Raw genomic sequence first — 14337 nt, forward strand, 5'->3', positions numbered from 1 at the left:
GGGGCGGGAGGCCTGCCGTGCGTGCTTCAACCGCGCAGTCGTGCGTTGAGCCGTGCGGCCTGCCGGGTGAGGTGTTCGTGTTCGGGAAGGTTGGGCGCTGATCGCGCGGCCTCGGCGTAGAGCCGTGCCGCGGTGACCAGATCGCCGTCCCGCTCGTGCAGGTAGGCCGCGGCGGCGGTGTGGCGGGGCAGGGCGGGGTCGAGCTCCGCCAACGCGGCCAGTCCGGCCCGCGGGCCGTCGGCCTCCCCGACCGCGACGGCCCGGTTGAGGCGGACCACCGGGTTGCCGGTGAGGCGCACCAGTTCGTCGTACCACTCGACGATCTGCACCCAGTCGGTCTCCTCGGCCGTCAGAGCGTCGGCGTGGAGCGCGGCGATCGCGGCCTGGGCCTGGAACTCGCCCAGGCGGTCGCGGCTGAGGGCCGCCTGGAGTATGCGGACGCCCTCGCTGATCATGCGGGTGTCCCACCGGCCGCGGTCCTGCTCGGCGAGGGGCACGAGCCTGCCGTCGGGGCCGGTGCGGGCCGGGCGCCGCGCGTGGTGGAGCAGCATGAGCGCGAGCAGGCCCGCGGCCTCCTCGTGGCCGGTCATGGCCGCCAGCTGCCGGGCGAGCCGGATCGCCTCGGCCGCGAGGTCGACGTCGCCGGAGTAGCCCTCGTTGAAGATCAGGTAGAGCACGCGCAGCACGGTGGCGACGTCGCCCGGCCGGTTGAACCGGGCGTTCGAGACGGTCCGCTTGGCCCGGCTGATGCGCTGGGCCATGGTCGCCTCCGGGACGAGGTAGGCCTGCGCGATCTGACGCGTGGTCAGGCCTCCGACGGCGCGCAGCGTGAGCGCGACGGCCGAGGCCGGTGTCAGGGACGGGTGCGCGCACAGGAAGTACAGCCGCAGTGTGTCGTCCACCGCCTCGCCCGGGCCGGGCGCGGGCTCCGCGTCGACGCTCAGCTCCCGGTGCCGCCGGGCGGCGTCGGCGCGGGCGGCGTCGAGGAACTTGCGCCAGGCCACGGTGACCAGCCAGCCCTTGGGGTCCTGCGGCGGGTCCCGCGGCCATACGCGCACGGCCTCGACCAGGGCGTCCTGAACGGCGTCCTCGGCCGCCGCGAAGTCGGCTCCGCGGCGGACGAGGACGCCGATCACGGTGGGGGTGAGGGTCCGCAGCCGGGCCTCGTCCACCTGTGTCACTCCGTGATGGTCGGGGGTGCGGCGAAGAACGGGCGCACCTCGAGCCACTCGTGGATCGGCCTCCCGCCCGCACCCGGGGCCGCGGACAGCTCGCCGGCCAGTTCGATCGCCCGCTCCCGGGTCTCGACGTCGATCACGTACCAGCCGGCGATCAGGTCCTTGGTCTCCGCGAACGGGCCGTCGGTGACCGGCGGCCGGCCCTCGCCGTCGTACCGGACGAACATGCCGTCCGGGGAGAGCGCCTGCATGTCGACGAACTCGCCGGTGGCCTCCAGCCGGGCGCCGAAGTCCTCCATGTACTGCACGTGGGCCGAGATCTCCTCCGGCGTCCACTGCTCCATCGGCACGTCGTTGACCGGTGCCGGCGCGCCCCGGTAGTGCTTGAGCAGCAGGTACTTGGCCATCAGGTCCTCCTTGGTGCGGTACGGCCGCGGTGGCCGTGTTCGCTGCGGGGACGGAGCCGGGCACGGATTCTCGACATCCCCGCGAGATTATTCTTCCCCCACTCTCCGCCGCTCGGGTGCCATCTCGCCAGTGCCGTCCGCCCAGGGGCTCCGCGCCGGCCGCGTTTAGGCTGGAGGCGTGCAGGTTCATCGCGGGCCTTCCCATCCGGCCCTCGTACCGTTCGTTGCGGGCCTCGGCTATTGCGAGTCGGACGGCCCGGCCGTCCGCGAGCGGTCCATCCCCACCGGCTGCGCCCAGCTGTTCGTCAACCTGCACGCCGACGCGTTCGCCGGCGGCGCCGGTGGGGCCGCCTTCCTGGGCGCGACGTCCCGGCCCTCGGTGATCGACACGGCGGACCAGCGGGCCCTCGCCTGGGTGGTGTTCAAGCCCGGTGGCGCGTTCCCCTTCTTCCCGGCGGAGCCCGGGCTTGTCGTCTTGAGCGACATCTGGGGCCGCTCCGGGGCGCTCGTGCGGGAACGCCTCCTGGAGGCGGGCGGCCCCGCCGAGATCCTGGACTCGCTGGAGTCGATCCTCCTCGAGGCAGGCGGCCTGGACCGCGATCCCGCCCTGGAGGCCGCGGTCGCGGCGCTCGACCGGGGCGTCCCCGTCGGGGAGGTGACGGACCGGCTCGGCTGCACGCGCAAGCGGCTCATCGGCCTCTTCCACGACCGCGTCGGCCTGACGCCCAAGCGCTTCGCCCGCGTCCGGCGGTTCCAGCGCACGCTCCGGCGGATCCCCTACGACCGGCCGGTCGACTGGGCCGAACTGGCGTCCGCCTGCGGGTACGCCGACCAGTCGCATCTGATCCGCGACTTCCACGACTTCGCCGGGCTGCGGCCGACCGAGTACCGGCCCCGCTCCCCCGGCCAGCCGAACCACGTACCGCTCTGAGGGAAATTCGTCCAATACGGGGCTCGCGGGCGGCCCCCACGATGGAGCCATGAACCTCTTTCCGAAACTCGTCGTCGACGACGCGGTCCGTGCCGTCGAGTTCTTCACCACCGCGCTCGGCGTCAAGGAGACCGAGCGCTCCGAGACGCCCGACGGCAAGATCGTCAACGTGCGGCTGGCCCTCGGGGACGTCCAGTTCACGCTGAAGGACGAGGACTCCGTCGACGCCGGACCGACCGCGCTCGGCCTCGACCGCTCACCCGTGATCATCAACCTCGAGGTGCCCGATCCCGACGAGGTCGCCGCCCGCATGGAGGCGGGCGGCGCCACCGTGATCTACCCCGTCGAGGACCACCCGTACGGCCGAATGGGCCGCCTGCGCGACCCGTTCGGCCATGTCTGGATCGTCCGCCGGACCCCCTCCGGATGAACCCGCCGCGGTGAGGGCGGTCCCGTCTTCGAGGCCGCCCTCGCTTCGTCGGGTCGTCGATGGCCGCGAGACCCGGCATACGCCAAGATTGGCGGCATGGGATCGGTGGCCGCGAACGGCACGGACGAGTACCAACCCGACCAGTACCGGCGCCGCTCCGCCAGGGTGCTGCTTGTGGACGACGCCGAGCGCATCCTGCTGTTCCGTTTCCCTCGCGTCCACCGCAAGCCCGAGGCGGGCCACTGCTGGATCACTCCTGGCGGTGGCGTCGACGACGGTGAGACGCTCGCCGAGGCCGCCGCCCGCGAACTCTCCGAGGAGACCGGCCTGGTGGCCGCGCCCGGCGACCTGGGCCCCGCGGTCGCCTTCTCGTCCGGATACGCCGACTTCCCCGGATGGGTGAGCGGGGTCTTCCGTGACGACTACTTCCTGTACCGGACGGCCGCCACCGACATCGACACCGCGGGGTTCACCGACGTGGAACGCCGCCACATCAGCGAGCACCGCTGGTGGCCGGTCGGCGAACTGGAGATGGCACCGGAACCCGTCTACCCGCTGCGGCTCGCGGCGCTCCTCACCGACCTGCTCGCCGGACGAGGCGGCGGGACTCCCGTCCGTCTTCCCTGGCATCACCCCTGACGCAGAATTCTTCGGCGCCGTGTCGATCCGCCGGGACGCCGTTCGACCTGTGGATGACGGTCCTCGTCCATGGCCCCGGCCGTGGACGCGAGCAGAAGGAGCATCCCGATGGGATCCATCAAGTCCAGCCTCTTCATCTCCCTCGACGGTGTCATCGAATCGCCGGAGACCTGGCACCTGCCTTACTTCGACGACCAGATGGGCGCCGTCGTCGGCGAGTTGATGAGCGGAGCCGAGGCGACCCTCCTCGGCCGGCACACCTACGAGGGGTTCGCCTCCTACTGGCCCACCGCCGACCCGGCGGACCCGATGACCAAGGCCATGAACAGCGCGCGCAAGTACGTCGTGTCCACGACGCTGACCGAGGCGGCCTGGGAGAACTCCACGCTGATCAACGGTGACGTCGCCGCTGAGCTGACCACGCTCAAGGCCGACACCCACCTCGGCACGACGGGCAGCGCCGCGCTGGTGCGCTGGATGCTCGGGCAGGGCCTGGTCGACGAACTGCACCTGCTCGTGCACCCGATCGTCGTCGGACACGGCGCCAAGCTCTTCACCGACGGCGAGACCGTCCCGCTGAAGCTGGTCTCCTCGACCACCTTCGAGAACACCGGCGTGGTGCACCTCGTCTACACCAACGCCGACGCCCCCGAGGCCTGAGCCCCGCGAGACGGCTCGACGTCGCAGACCGGCAACGGCCGTCCGGTCCCGGGTCCGACGGGACCCGGAACCGGACGGCCGTTGCTCATGGTCGGCCGAGGCGGCTTCTACTGGACCGCCCTCGCGGCCCGCTCGATCCCCTGCGTGACGGTCCTGGGGGCCGAGAGCAGACCGAGATGCCCGGCGTCGTACTCGGTCACGGTGGAGCCGGCCCGCTGGGCCATGGCCCGTTCGGCACCGGGCGGGATGATCAGGTCCTGGGTGCCGATGAGGTACCAGGACGGGATCTGCTTCCAGGCGGGGGCCCCGGACGGCTCGTTCAGCGCGCCGAGCGTGGCCGGCCGCTGGGTGGCCGCCACGAGCGCCTTGTCCTGCGCGCTCAGGCCGGTCGCGAACGAGGTGAAGACGGTCGACTTCTTGAGGTAGAGGTCGGTCGTCGCGGTGGGCGGAAGAGTGGCGGGCACGAAGTCGAACACCGTGGTGGGGTCGACCGAGAGTGCGGAGTCCGGCCCCGCGAGCGCCGTCCCGCTCTCGCCCTCGTCCGGCGCGAAGGCGTTGACGTAGACCAGCGCCTTGACGTTCGGGTTCCCCGTGGCCGCGTTGGTGATCACCGCACCTCCGTAGGAGTGCCCGACCAGGACGATCGGGCCCCGCAGCGACTCCAGGAAGGTCCTCAGGTACGCGGCGTCGCCGGACAGCGATCGCAGCGGGTTGGCCGGCGCGACGACCGTGTACCCGTCGCCCTGGAGCCTGGGGATGACCTTGCTCCAGTTCGAGGCGTCGGCCCAGGCTCCGTGCACGAGCACGATCGTCGGCTTCGCCGAGCGGCGTTCCTGGGAGAAGGCGCTCGACGCCGGGCTGAGGCTCGCCAGAACGAGCGCGACCGCGGCAAGAACGATCATCGTGGTGTAGGGGCGCCTTCTGATACTGAAAGCCGAGTGGGTGGGCGGACTGGTCATGGTTCTCTCCATTCTGCTTCGGACGGCCTCCAGGACCGAAATGGCGCGGGCGAAGAAGAAGATTTCTCTCCGCGCCATGACGGAATCCCGCGCCGGAGGCGAGCACCTGGTGGGCGATCCATACATATGACCGGACACCCCTCTGTTCTGTGACACTTCTCGCGTGAATCCATTTGACGGCAAGAAACGCGCAAAAAGGAGCCCGCACACGGCCGCGGTGAGGGCCGAGGGGCTCCTTGAGGGATCGATCGTGGTCCCGTGGCGGCGGCCCGGTGCGGTCACGGGTCGCCGCCACGGCGCGGGGATCAGTGGAGGGCGTCCAGCGCCTCCTCCACGGCCCGGTGGAAGGTCGGATAGGTGTAGATCATGTGCTTGAGGCGGTCGGTGGGGACCTCGTTGTGGACGGCGACGTTCAGCCCGTACAGCACCTCGCCGCCCGTGGGGCCGGCGGAGGTGGCGCCGACCAGGACACCGCGGTCGGCGTCCTCGACGAGCTTGACGAACCCCCCGTTGCCGGGTCCGTGGATCATGCCGCGCGCGGACGAGGCGATCGGCACCGAGCCGGTGCGCACCCGCAGGCCCCGGTCGCGCGCCTGCCGCTCCGTCAGTCCCACGGCCCCGATCTCGGGGTCGGTGAAGGTGACGCGGGGCAGCGCCCGGTAGTCCGCGTCGGGTCCGGGGGTTCCCAGGATGTCGCGGACGGCGATCTGCGCCTGGTACATCGAGACGTGGGTGAAGGCGCCGTGTCCGGTGATGTCGCCGACCGCCCACAGCCCCTCCCCGGCCCGCAGCTGCCCGTCGGTGCGCACCGCCCGCGCGGCGGGATCGATCCCCACGGTGTCGACCGCCAGCGCGGCCAGGTCCGTGACCCGGCCCGTCGCGACCAGGAGGCGTTCGGCTCGGATCGGCTCCAGACCGCCTTCGAGGAGGGCCTCGAAGGTCGTGCCGTCGTACTCGATCTGAACGGCCCGGGTGCGGGTGCGAACGATGACACCGTCGGCCCGCAGCGCCTTCGCCGCCAGGTCTCCCGATTCCGGCTCCTCCTGCGCGAGCAGCCGCTCCTGGCCTTCCAGGACGGTGACCGTGCAGCCGAAGCGCGCGAACACCTGGGCGAGCTCGACGCCGATCGCGCCGCCGCCGAGCACGAGCATCGAGGCGGGCACCTCCTCGGCCGCGATGGCGTCCCGGTTCGTCCAGTACGGCGTCGTCTCCAAGCCCGGGATCGGGGGGATGCGGGGATGGGAGCCGGTGGCGAGGACGACGCCGCGCGCGGCCTCGAAGGTGCGGTCCCCCGTGGTCACCCGGCGCGCGCCCGCGAGCCGGCCCCTTTCCCGGACCAGTCGCACGCCCTTGTCCGCCAGGCGGTCGGCGGCCGGCTGGTCGTTCCAGCCACCGGTGGCCTCCGACCGGACGCGGCCGGCGACCTTGCCCCAGTCGGGGACCACCTTGGCCTCGCCGGCGAGGCGGGCGACGCGGCCGGCCTCCGCGAGGACGTTCCCGGCGCGGATCATCGTCTTGCTGGGGACGCATCCCCAGTACGGGCATTCGCCTCCGACGAGTTCCGCCTCCATCCCCAGCACGTCCAGGCCGGCTTCGGCCAGCGCGCCCGCGGCGTACTCGCCGCCCGGGCCCAGCCCCACCACCACCACATCGGCCTTCTCGCTCATGCTGTTCTCCCCTCCCTTGTCCGGCTTTGCCGCCGGCCGTCAACGCCCGGTCCCGGGGACGCCGTGGTCCTCGGACTCGTGTGACGGTTCTCGATTCGTGTGCCTGCGGCTCCGGACAGGAGCGCGGGCGCGTCGGCGAGCGCGCCGACCACGGCGACGGCGCCGGGGCGGTGCTCGGCGAAGCGGCTGGCCGCCTCCGCCTTCGGGCCCATCGAGCCGGCCGGCAGCGGCAGGCTCCGCAGCAGGCCGGGCGTGATGTGGCCGATGGGCCGGGCGTGCGGGGTGCCGTGGTCACGCATGATCGCGGGAACGTCGGTGAGGAGCAGCAGCGCGTCGGCCCCCAGCCTCGTCGCGAGCAGCGCCGCGGCCAGGTCCTTGTCCACCACGGCCTCGATGCCGCGGTGGTCTCCCCCGGTGGGGACGCCGCCTCCGCCGACGGCGACGACCAGGCAGCCCGCGTCGGTGAGCCGGGCGATGGTCGGCAGTTCGACGATGTCGCGCGGCTCGGGGGAGGGGACGACGCGGCGCCAGGCGGCGCCGTCCTTGCGCATGGCCCACCCGTGCTCGGCGCGCATCCGCTCGGCCTCCGAGTCGCCGTAGGAGCGGCCGATGAACTTGGTCGGGGCGCCGAACGCGGGGTCGCGGGGGTCGACCGCGGTCTCGGTGAGGAGGGCGGCGATCTCACGGCCGGGCAGGGCGCGGCGCAGCTCGCGGACCAGCCAGTAGCCGATCATGCCCTGCGTCTCGGCGCCGAGCACGTCGAGCGGATAGGGGGCCGACAGCGCGGGGTCGGCGGCGCTCTCCACGGCCAGCAGCCCGACCTGCGGGCCGTTGCCGTGGGTGATGATCAGCTCGTTGCCGGCCGCCAGCGCGGCCAGCCCCTCGACGGCCTCGCGGACGTGCGCGACCTGCACGGCCGCTTCCGGCGGATCGCCGCGGCGCAGCAGCGCGTTGCCGCCGAGCGCGGCGACGATCCTCACCGCCGTCCCTCCAGCCGCTCGGTGAGCAGCGCGCTCAGCACCGCCTGCGTGGCGGGGAGCCGGTTGGCGGCCTGCCGGAAGACCAGCGACCGTTCGCCGTCGATGACCTCGGCCGTGACCTCCTGGCCGCGATGGGCGGGCAGGCAGTGCATGAAGACGGCGTCGTCGCGGGCGTGGCCCATGAGCCGCTCGTCCACCCGGTACGGCGCGAGCGCCCTGACGCGGCCTTCCCGCTGGTCGTCGGGATCCCCCATGGACACCCAGACGTCGGTGTAGACGACGCTCGCGTTCTTGACCGCTTCGATGGGCTCGTTGGTGAGCGTGACGGCTCCGCCGCTTCGGTCGGCCTGGGCGGCGGCGAACGCGACGGCCTCGTCCGGCGGCGCGTAGCCCGGGGGCGTCGCGAGGGTGACGTCCATGCCGGCGATGGCCGCGGCCTCCATGAGGCTGCGGGCGACGTTGCCGCCGTCGCCGACGTAGGCGATGCGGTGGCCGCGCAGGTGTCCGAAGTGCTCCTGGACGGTGAGCAGGTCTGCGACGGCCTGAAGGGGGTGGTGGCCGTCGGTCAGGGCGTTGACCACGGGGACGGGCGCCGCCGCGGCCAGGTCGGCGACGTCGGTGTCGGAGAAGGTGCGGATCACGATGGCGGCGGCGTAGGAGCCCATGACGCGGGCGGTGTCGGGGATGGTCTCGCCGCGCCGGAGCTGGAGTTCGTCGGGGCCGACGCTGACGGGGGTGCCGCCGAGGCGGGTCACCGCGGCGGCGGTCGAGAGCCGGGTCCGGGTGGAGGGCTTGGCGAAGTACATCGGCACGATGCGGTGGGCGAGCAGGTCGGGCGCCGACTCGGGCGCCGTCTGGAAACCGGCCGCCAGCCGCAGCAGGAGGGTCAGGTCGTCGCCGGTCAGGTCGGCGGCGCGCAGCAGGTCTTTCACGGTGTCACCTCGCCGGTGGGGATCGCTTCGTCGCGCTGGAGGGGGCAGCTCATGCAGCGGGGGCCGCCGCGGCCGCGGCCGAGTTCGCCGCCGGGGATGGTGACGACCTCGATGCCGTGGTGGCGGAGCATGGTGTTGGTGGTGACGTTGCGCTCGTAGGCGACGACGACGCCGGGCTCGACGGCCAGGACGTTGTCGCCGTCGTCCCACTGCTCGCGTTCGGCGGCGCGGACGTCCTGCTCGGCGGTCAGGACGCGGACGCGCGGCAGGTCGAGGGCTCGGGCGATCGCGGGGAACAGCGCCTCGTTCTCCTGGACCAGGACCTCGTCGCCGTGGTGGCCGGGGGTGAGGGTGTAGGACCGCAGCGGCGGCAGCCCGCGGTACACGGTGAAGGCGTCCCGGTCGACCATGGTCATCACGGTGTCCAGGTGCATGAACGCCCGCCGTTTGGGGAGTTGCGCGGCGATGACGCTGCGGGCCGCGCCCGCGGTGAACAGCCGCTGGGCGAGCAGCTCGATGGCCTGCGGCGTCGTCCGCTCGCTCATCCCGACCAGGACCAGGTCCCGGCTGAGGACGTGGATGTCGCCGCCCTCGATCGAGGGCAGCGCGAAGTCCGCGCCGGGGTACCAGACCGGGGGCTCCCGGTCGGTGAACAAGGGATGGTGCCGGTAAACGGTGCTGAGGTGGAGGGTTTCGCGGCGCCGCGCCGGTTTGGCCATGGGGTGCAGGGTGACGCCGCCGTGGATCCAGGCGGAGGGGTCGCGGGTGAACAGGTGGTTGGGCAGGGGCGGCAGCACGAAGTCGCCGTCGTCCAGGGACGCCAGCAGCAGGCTGTGCGCGGCCAGGCCCATCTCGGCCTTGGTGAGTCCGCCGATGAGGTGGCGGGCGAGGGCGGCGGGGTCGAGGTCCTCCAGCGCGGCGCGGACGGGCCCGGCGAGGGTCGGGCCGAGGGCGGTCTCGGACGCGGTGTGGTCGAGGACCTGGGCCCGGGCCTGGTCCAGCTTGAGGGTCTCGGCGAGCAGGTCGGCGAGGTAGTGGACCTGGACGCCGCGCTCGCGCAGCGTGTCGGCGAACACGTCGTGCTCCTGCCGGGCGCGCTTGGCCCACAGCACCTCGTCGAAGAGCAGGTCGTCCTTGTTGGCCGGGGTGAGGCGCAGCAGTTCCAGGTCGGGGCGGTGCAGCAGCACCTGCCGCAGCCGCCCCACCTCAGAGGTGACGGTGAACACAGGAGTCGGTCCCTTCATGCGACCTGGACGGGCGGTTCGGGCTTGTCGGGGAGGCCGGGCGGCGGGCCGTACTCCTCCGCCTCCTCCACCGCCTCTTCGACCTCGGCCTCCACGACCTGGTCGTGGGAGCGGTGGTCGCGGTACTTCAGCCAGGCGTAGACGGGCATCCCGGCGAGGATCAGCAGCGTGCCCTTGTAGACGACCTCGTATCCGGACCCGGCGACCGCCCAGACCGAGTAGCCGAACGCCAGCAGCGCGATGACCGCGTCCCGCGCCAACCGCCCGCCGGAGAACGCCACGCGGTCGGTGGCCAGCAGCACCAGCTCGGCGACCGCCGCGTAGGCGTACGGGATCACGGTGGTCAGGGTGGCCAGCAGGATGATGAAGGTGAACTGGTCGACCAGGCTCGCGTTGTAGTTCATCAGCATCAGCCCGGTCACCAGGACGCTGGAGACCACCAGGCCGACGATCGGGACGCCGCCGCGCCCGGTGCGCGCGAACACCCGGGGGAACAGCCCGTCACGCGCCGCCGCGAACGGGATCTGGCCCTGCAGCAGGATCCATCCGTTCAGGGCGCCGAACGCGCTGATCGCGGCGCCCCCGGCCACCAGGTCGGCGGCCCATCCCCCGAACGCGGCGTCGGCGGCGTCGGCGAAAGGCGCGGTGGAGTTCGCCAGCGCGGCGGCGGGGACGAGGCCGAGGACGGCGACGGTGCCGAGGATGTAGACCAGGGCGGTGAGGGCGGTCCCGGCGACGGTCGCGCGCGGGATGGTCTTCTGCGGGTCCTGCACGTCCTCGGCCGGCACCGTCGCCGACTCCAGGCCGATGAACGACCACAGGGTGAGCGCCGCCGCGGCCGTCACCGCACCGAACGCGCCCTGCCCGCTGGCGTTGAACTCCCCGAAGTTCCCCGACTTGATGAAGAACAACCCGCCGACGGCGATCAGCAGCAGCGGGACGAGTTTGATGACGGTGGTGACGAGCTGCACGGCCCCGCCATGGCGGACCCCGTAGGCGTTGACGGCCGTCAGCCCCCAGACCGCCGCGAGGCCGGTCGCCGCCGCCAGGACCTTGTCATCGGCCAGCGAAGGCCAGAAGTGGGCCATGTAGCCGACGAACGCCACCGCGATCGCCGCGTTCCCCGCCCACACCGCGATCCAGTAGCCCCACGCGGTCTGGAACCCGACGAAGTCGCCGAACGCGCGGCGCGCGTAAGCGTAAGGACCACCCGTGCGCGGGTAGGCCCGGGCCAGGCGCGCGAACACCAGCGCCAGCAGGATCGCCCCCGCCGCCGTGAACCCCCACGCGACCAGGCTGATCGGCCCGAACTCGGCCAGCGAGCTGGGCAGCAGGAACACACCGGACCCGATCATGTTGCCCACCACCAGGGCCGTGGCCATCCACGGTCCCAGCCTCCGGCGGGCCGGCTGAACACTCATGACTGCCTCCTCCGGCGCGGCAGGGCGCCGCGGCTCCGATCGCTCAACGGCCCGCGCGCACGCATTTCGATGAATGCGACGGCGGCCCGCTCGGGGAAGCCCGTCTGGTCTTGTCCTTCACGATGCATGCTCATTCGCGCCTTCAAAGTGATGGGGTCGATAGCACCCCTTCACCATCTCCTGGCAGCCGAACTGGGGCATGACACGAATGCATGAGATCGGCGGACGACAGTTAGCGACCTCGTCCGCCTACTTGAAGGAATTGTTCTGCCGGCGGTTTTTCGCGGGCATGCGAAAGGGCCGAGCCGCCCGGGCGGCCGGGCTCACCCTCGGACGGCGGCGGCGCCCGCCGTCCTCGCCGCCTACTTGGGGATCCTGGGAGCCAGTCGTCCGGCGAAACTCGTGACCTGCTCGCAGATGTCCGAGCCGGAGGCGTCCGGCTTGTAGGCGTTCACTCCGACGTTGGCGAAGGAGGCGGGCCACTGGATCAGGCAGTTCGTGGAGCTGCGCGCCATCTGGGCGGACGGCGGCAGGCCCGGCCCCGACGCGGGAGAGCGGGTCGCTCCGCTCTGCATCGTGATCTCAAGGGAGGCGTACGTGAGCATGAGGTGCCCGGAGCCCCAGCCGGGCGGAGACCACCGGCACATCCGCAGCCAGGGCTTGCCCGTCCCCGGTTCACCGGTCCCCTGCGGCTCGCCCGCCCACAGTTTGAACGTGCGCTTGGTCTCGCCGTCTGGCGTCGCGCAGGGGTCGGGGATGCCGTTGGCGTCGGTCGGGACCGGTTCGGGCGAGGTCGTCACAGCGGCCGACGCCGGGCGGTCGTCGGCGGGCGAACCGACTCCGGACACCGCCACCAGGACCGCGGCCGCCGTCCCCGCCACGGCCGCGGCACCGCACGCGGCGACGAGTACGGCCTGGCGGCGGTTGAGAGCGCGGGACGCGGCCGCGCCGAGTTGCGCCGTCGGCGCGTTCCGGGGCGAGGTACTCGGACGACCCGATGATGAGGCCGGTCGCGGTGAGCGCGGTGTCGGCCTGGTGGACCGCGATGCCGAAGTCGGTGAGCAGGACGCCGCCGTTGTCGGCCAGCATCACGTTGGCCGGCTTGACGTCCCGGTGCAGGATCCCGGCGGCGTGGGCCGCGCCGAGCGCGTTGAGCAGGGACGTCGCCACCCTGGCGGCCTCCTCGACCTGCAGCGGCCCCTCCTCGCGGAGGCGCTGCTCCAGGGACCGGCCGGTCACCAGCCGCATCACGATCCAGGGCACGCCGCCGTCCACGACGACGTCGTGCACGGTCACGATGTTGGGGTGGTCGCGCAGCCGGGCAGCGTTGCGCGCCTCCCGCTCCGCACGCGCCAGGCGCTCTCCCTGCTCCGCGTCCGTCCCCGGAGGGAGCCGCATCCCCTTGACGGCGACGGGCACGCCCAGCGTCTCGTCGTTCGCCTTCCAGACCTGCCCGAACCCGCCCGAACCGAGCGATTCGGCCAGCCGGTACCGGCCTCCCAGCAGCCGCCCGGCCCGAGCACGCTCCGCGATCTCCTCATCGGTCACGGTGACATCATGCCGTCAAACAGACATGGATGTCTTCCTAATGCGACGGAATGCTCACGCAGGGGTGAGGTCAGAGCGCCGTGCCACCGGGCGGGCCTTCGCCGAAGCGCGAGAGCAACCGATCGGCGCGAATGGCGAGTTCCATCTCGAACCGCCATGCGGGGTCGTGGAGTCGCCGCCCGAACAGTTCCTCCAACCGACGCATCCGGTAGCGGACGGTCTGGGGATGCAGGCGGAGGCGGACGGCGGCCTGTGCGTGCGATCCCGTGGTCAGCCACGCGAGGAGGGTCTCGGTGAGCCGTTCGCGCGGGTCGCGTTCGAGTTCGTCCATCGCGGCCAAGCGGCGTCCCACCAGTTGCCGCGCCAGGTGCTCGTCGCTGAGCAGGAGCAACGCGGGCAGATGGTCGTCGCAGCGGACGTGGTCGAGGTCGGAGAAGGTCCCGTTGCGAAGGAGCGCGAGGGCGCGTTCGGCGGTACGGAGCGACTGCGCCGCCTCCTGCACGGGAACCTGGGTGCCGACGGCGAACCGCATGCCGCGCAGTCCGCGGCGGAGCCTTTCGATGCGGCCCGGCCGGTCCGGTCCGGGCAGGATCAGCAGTGGTTCGGGGCGGTGCAGGTCGCTGAGCACGTCGGGATCGAGCGGCGGGGAGAGCTGCCGCTCGGCTTCCCAGGGTCGGTCGAGGACGACGCAGGCGACCGATGCTGGGATGGTCCACTGCGCGGTGCGTGCCGCCTGGACGAGGACCTCGGGGGCGACGGCGCCGTTCCCGGCCAGGATGACCCGCAGGAGGCGCCGACGTTCGCCGCGCATGATGTCGGCGTCGGGGTGCGACAGGTCGGTGTAGGCGGCGAGTGCATGGGCGGACAGTTCTTCGGCGGTGGCGAGAACCGATTCGGTCAGGCCGTACAGCTGGTCGGCGGTCGCGCCGACCGTCCGGGCGACGTCGGCCAGGCGGCGCCAGGCGAAGCGCGCGCCCGCATGGTAGGCACTTTGCAGCAGGTCCGGGCCGATGCCGTGCAAGTAGGCGCTGCGTCCCAGCGCACGATGCGTCCTCGCCTGCTCTTCAGGCGGCCCCGTCAGGTCCGAGAGGCCCCTGACGAACGTGCGTAGTTCCTGGTCGATGACGGGCATGGCCTCATGCCCGGAGGCGTGCCCGAAGGCCCGGGCGATCACGGGCAACGCTCGCCAGACGTCCTCCGTGACTCTTTCCGGCAGGTCGGGCAGGTGCACCCGGAGGTACTGAGCGAACTCCCGGCCGCCGAGGGCGCACTCCATAGCCGAGGAGGACGGTGCCGGTGTCGAAGCCGCGCTGAAGAACCGGCTCATCTGTGCCTGCTCGC

General features: G+C 72.4%; 15 protein-coding genes. 4 read left to right on the plus strand and 11 right to left on the minus strand.

Annotation, left to right across the window (positions count from 1 at the left end; all coding sequences use genetic code 11):
* Window positions 1-26 precede the first annotated feature (26 nt).
* Window positions 27-1172 (minus strand): RNA polymerase sigma factor, encoded by a 1146-nt coding sequence (locus tag K4S16_RS01155; protein WP_149257933.1) that lies wholly within the window; start codon window positions 1170-1172, stop codon window positions 27-29.
* 5 nt (window positions 1173-1177) lie between these two features.
* A complete protein-coding gene (locus tag K4S16_RS01160; protein ID WP_149256932.1) occupies window positions 1178-1585 on the minus strand; it encodes a YciI family protein in 408 nt (135 codons plus the stop codon).
* Between the two features lie 178 nt (window positions 1586-1763).
* Here K4S16_RS01160 and K4S16_RS01165 point away from each other — a divergent pair, with 178 nt between their 5' ends.
* The 4 genes from K4S16_RS01165 to K4S16_RS01180 all read left to right on the plus strand — a co-directional run bounded on the left by K4S16_RS01165 (window position 1764) and on the right by K4S16_RS01180 (window position 4245).
* Complete coding sequence (locus tag K4S16_RS01165) at window positions 1764-2516, plus strand: AraC family transcriptional regulator (protein WP_149256933.1); 753 nt, start codon at window positions 1764-1766, stop codon at window positions 2514-2516.
* 49 nt (window positions 2517-2565) lie between these two features.
* Entirely contained in the window at window positions 2566-2946 is a 381-nt protein-coding gene (locus tag K4S16_RS01170; RefSeq protein WP_149256934.1) for a VOC family protein, read from the plus strand.
* Between the two features lie 96 nt (window positions 2947-3042).
* Window positions 3043-3585: an NUDIX hydrolase gene (locus K4S16_RS01175; RefSeq protein ID WP_149256935.1), complete on the plus strand. Its 543-nt coding sequence runs from the start codon at window positions 3043-3045 to the stop codon at window positions 3583-3585.
* Window positions 3586-3693: 108 nt separating this feature from the next.
* Complete coding sequence (locus K4S16_RS01180; protein WP_149256936.1) at window positions 3694-4245, plus strand: dihydrofolate reductase family protein; 552 nt, start codon at window positions 3694-3696, stop codon at window positions 4243-4245.
* A gap of 107 nt (window positions 4246-4352) precedes the next feature.
* On the opposite strand, the gene K4S16_RS01185 is transcribed toward K4S16_RS01180, so the two are convergent.
* The 9 genes from K4S16_RS01185 to K4S16_RS01215 form a co-directional block, all read right to left on the minus strand.
* Window positions 4353-5204: an alpha/beta fold hydrolase gene (locus tag K4S16_RS01185; protein WP_235036492.1), complete on the minus strand. Its 852-nt coding sequence runs from the start codon at window positions 5202-5204 to the stop codon at window positions 4353-4355.
* Window positions 5205-5509: 305 nt separating this feature from the next.
* On the minus strand, window positions 5510-6871 hold the full coding sequence (locus tag K4S16_RS01190) for an NAD(P)/FAD-dependent oxidoreductase (protein ID WP_149256937.1): 1362 nt from the start codon (window positions 6869-6871) through the stop codon (window positions 5510-5512).
* A complete protein-coding gene (locus tag K4S16_RS01195; protein WP_149256938.1) occupies window positions 6868-7851 on the minus strand; it encodes a carbamate kinase in 984 nt (327 codons plus the stop codon). Before K4S16_RS01195 ends, K4S16_RS01190 begins: the two co-directional genes overlap by 4 nt.
* The gene (gene argF / locus K4S16_RS01200) at window positions 7848-8783 is read right to left on the minus strand and encodes an ornithine carbamoyltransferase (protein WP_149256939.1); all 936 of its coding nucleotides are present in this window, start codon (window positions 8781-8783) and stop codon (window positions 7848-7850) included. Before argF ends, K4S16_RS01195 begins: the two co-directional genes overlap by 4 nt.
* The gene (locus K4S16_RS44855; protein WP_200841626.1) at window positions 8780-10027 is read right to left on the minus strand and encodes an arginine deiminase; all 1248 of its coding nucleotides are present in this window, start codon (window positions 10025-10027) and stop codon (window positions 8780-8782) included. The genes argF and K4S16_RS44855 overlap by 4 nt, the downstream gene beginning before the upstream one ends.
* Window positions 10024-11448 carry an amino acid permease gene (locus K4S16_RS01205; RefSeq protein WP_200841627.1) on the minus strand — a complete coding sequence of 475 codons (1425 nt, stop codon included), beginning with the start codon at window positions 11446-11448 and terminating at the stop codon, window positions 10024-10026. The genes K4S16_RS44855 and K4S16_RS01205 overlap by 4 nt, the downstream gene beginning before the upstream one ends.
* A gap of 362 nt (window positions 11449-11810) precedes the next feature.
* Window positions 11811-12053, minus strand: coding sequence for a hypothetical protein (locus K4S16_RS44220; RefSeq protein ID WP_160160833.1), 243 nt, complete (start codon window positions 12051-12053; stop codon window positions 11811-11813).
* A gap of 70 nt (window positions 12054-12123) precedes the next feature.
* Entirely contained in the window at window positions 12124-12996 is an 873-nt protein-coding gene (locus K4S16_RS01210; RefSeq protein ID WP_149256940.1) for a serine/threonine-protein kinase, read from the minus strand.
* 70 nt (window positions 12997-13066) lie between these two features.
* Complete coding sequence (locus K4S16_RS01215; protein ID WP_149256941.1) at window positions 13067-14323, minus strand: CdaR family transcriptional regulator; 1257 nt, start codon at window positions 14321-14323, stop codon at window positions 13067-13069.
* Window positions 14324-14337: the final 14 nt, after the last annotated feature.

This window comes from Actinomadura sp. K4S16 (assembly GCF_008327685.1).
Taxonomy (GTDB): Bacteria; Actinomycetota; Actinomycetes; order Streptosporangiales; family Streptosporangiaceae; genus Spirillospora.

Excerpts from the sequence above, each read along its gene's own strand:
- K4S16_RS01160 (WP_149256932.1), bottom strand. The coding sequence starts at position 1,585 with ATGGCCAAGTACCTGCTGCTCAAGCACTACCGGGGCGCGCCGGCACCG.
- K4S16_RS01185 (WP_235036492.1), bottom strand. The coding sequence starts at position 5,204 with ATGACCAGTCCGCCCACCCACTCGGCTTTCAGTATCAGAAGGCGCCCC.
- K4S16_RS01190 (WP_149256937.1), bottom strand. The coding sequence starts at position 6,871 with ATGAGCGAGAAGGCCGATGTGGTGGTGGTGGGGCTGGGCCCGGGCGGC.
- K4S16_RS01205 (WP_200841627.1), bottom strand. The coding sequence starts at position 11,448 with ATGAGTGTTCAGCCGGCCCGCCGGAGGCTGGGACCGTGGATGGCCACG.
- K4S16_RS01215 (WP_149256941.1), bottom strand. The coding sequence starts at position 14,323 with ATGAGCCGGTTCTTCAGCGCGGCTTCGACACCGGCACCGTCCTCCTCG.
- K4S16_RS44855 (WP_200841626.1), bottom strand. The coding sequence starts at position 10,027 with ATGAAGGGACCGACTCCTGTGTTCACCGTCACCTCTGAGGTGGGGCGG.
- K4S16_RS01170 (WP_149256934.1), top strand. The coding sequence starts at position 2,566 with ATGAACCTCTTTCCGAAACTCGTCGTCGACGACGCGGTCCGTGCCGTC.
- K4S16_RS01175 (WP_149256935.1), top strand. The coding sequence starts at position 3,043 with ATGGGATCGGTGGCCGCGAACGGCACGGACGAGTACCAACCCGACCAG.
- K4S16_RS01180 (WP_149256936.1), top strand. The coding sequence starts at position 3,694 with ATGGGATCCATCAAGTCCAGCCTCTTCATCTCCCTCGACGGTGTCATC.
- K4S16_RS44220 (WP_160160833.1), bottom strand. The coding sequence starts at position 12,053 with ATGCTCACGTACGCCTCCCTTGAGATCACGATGCAGAGCGGAGCGACC.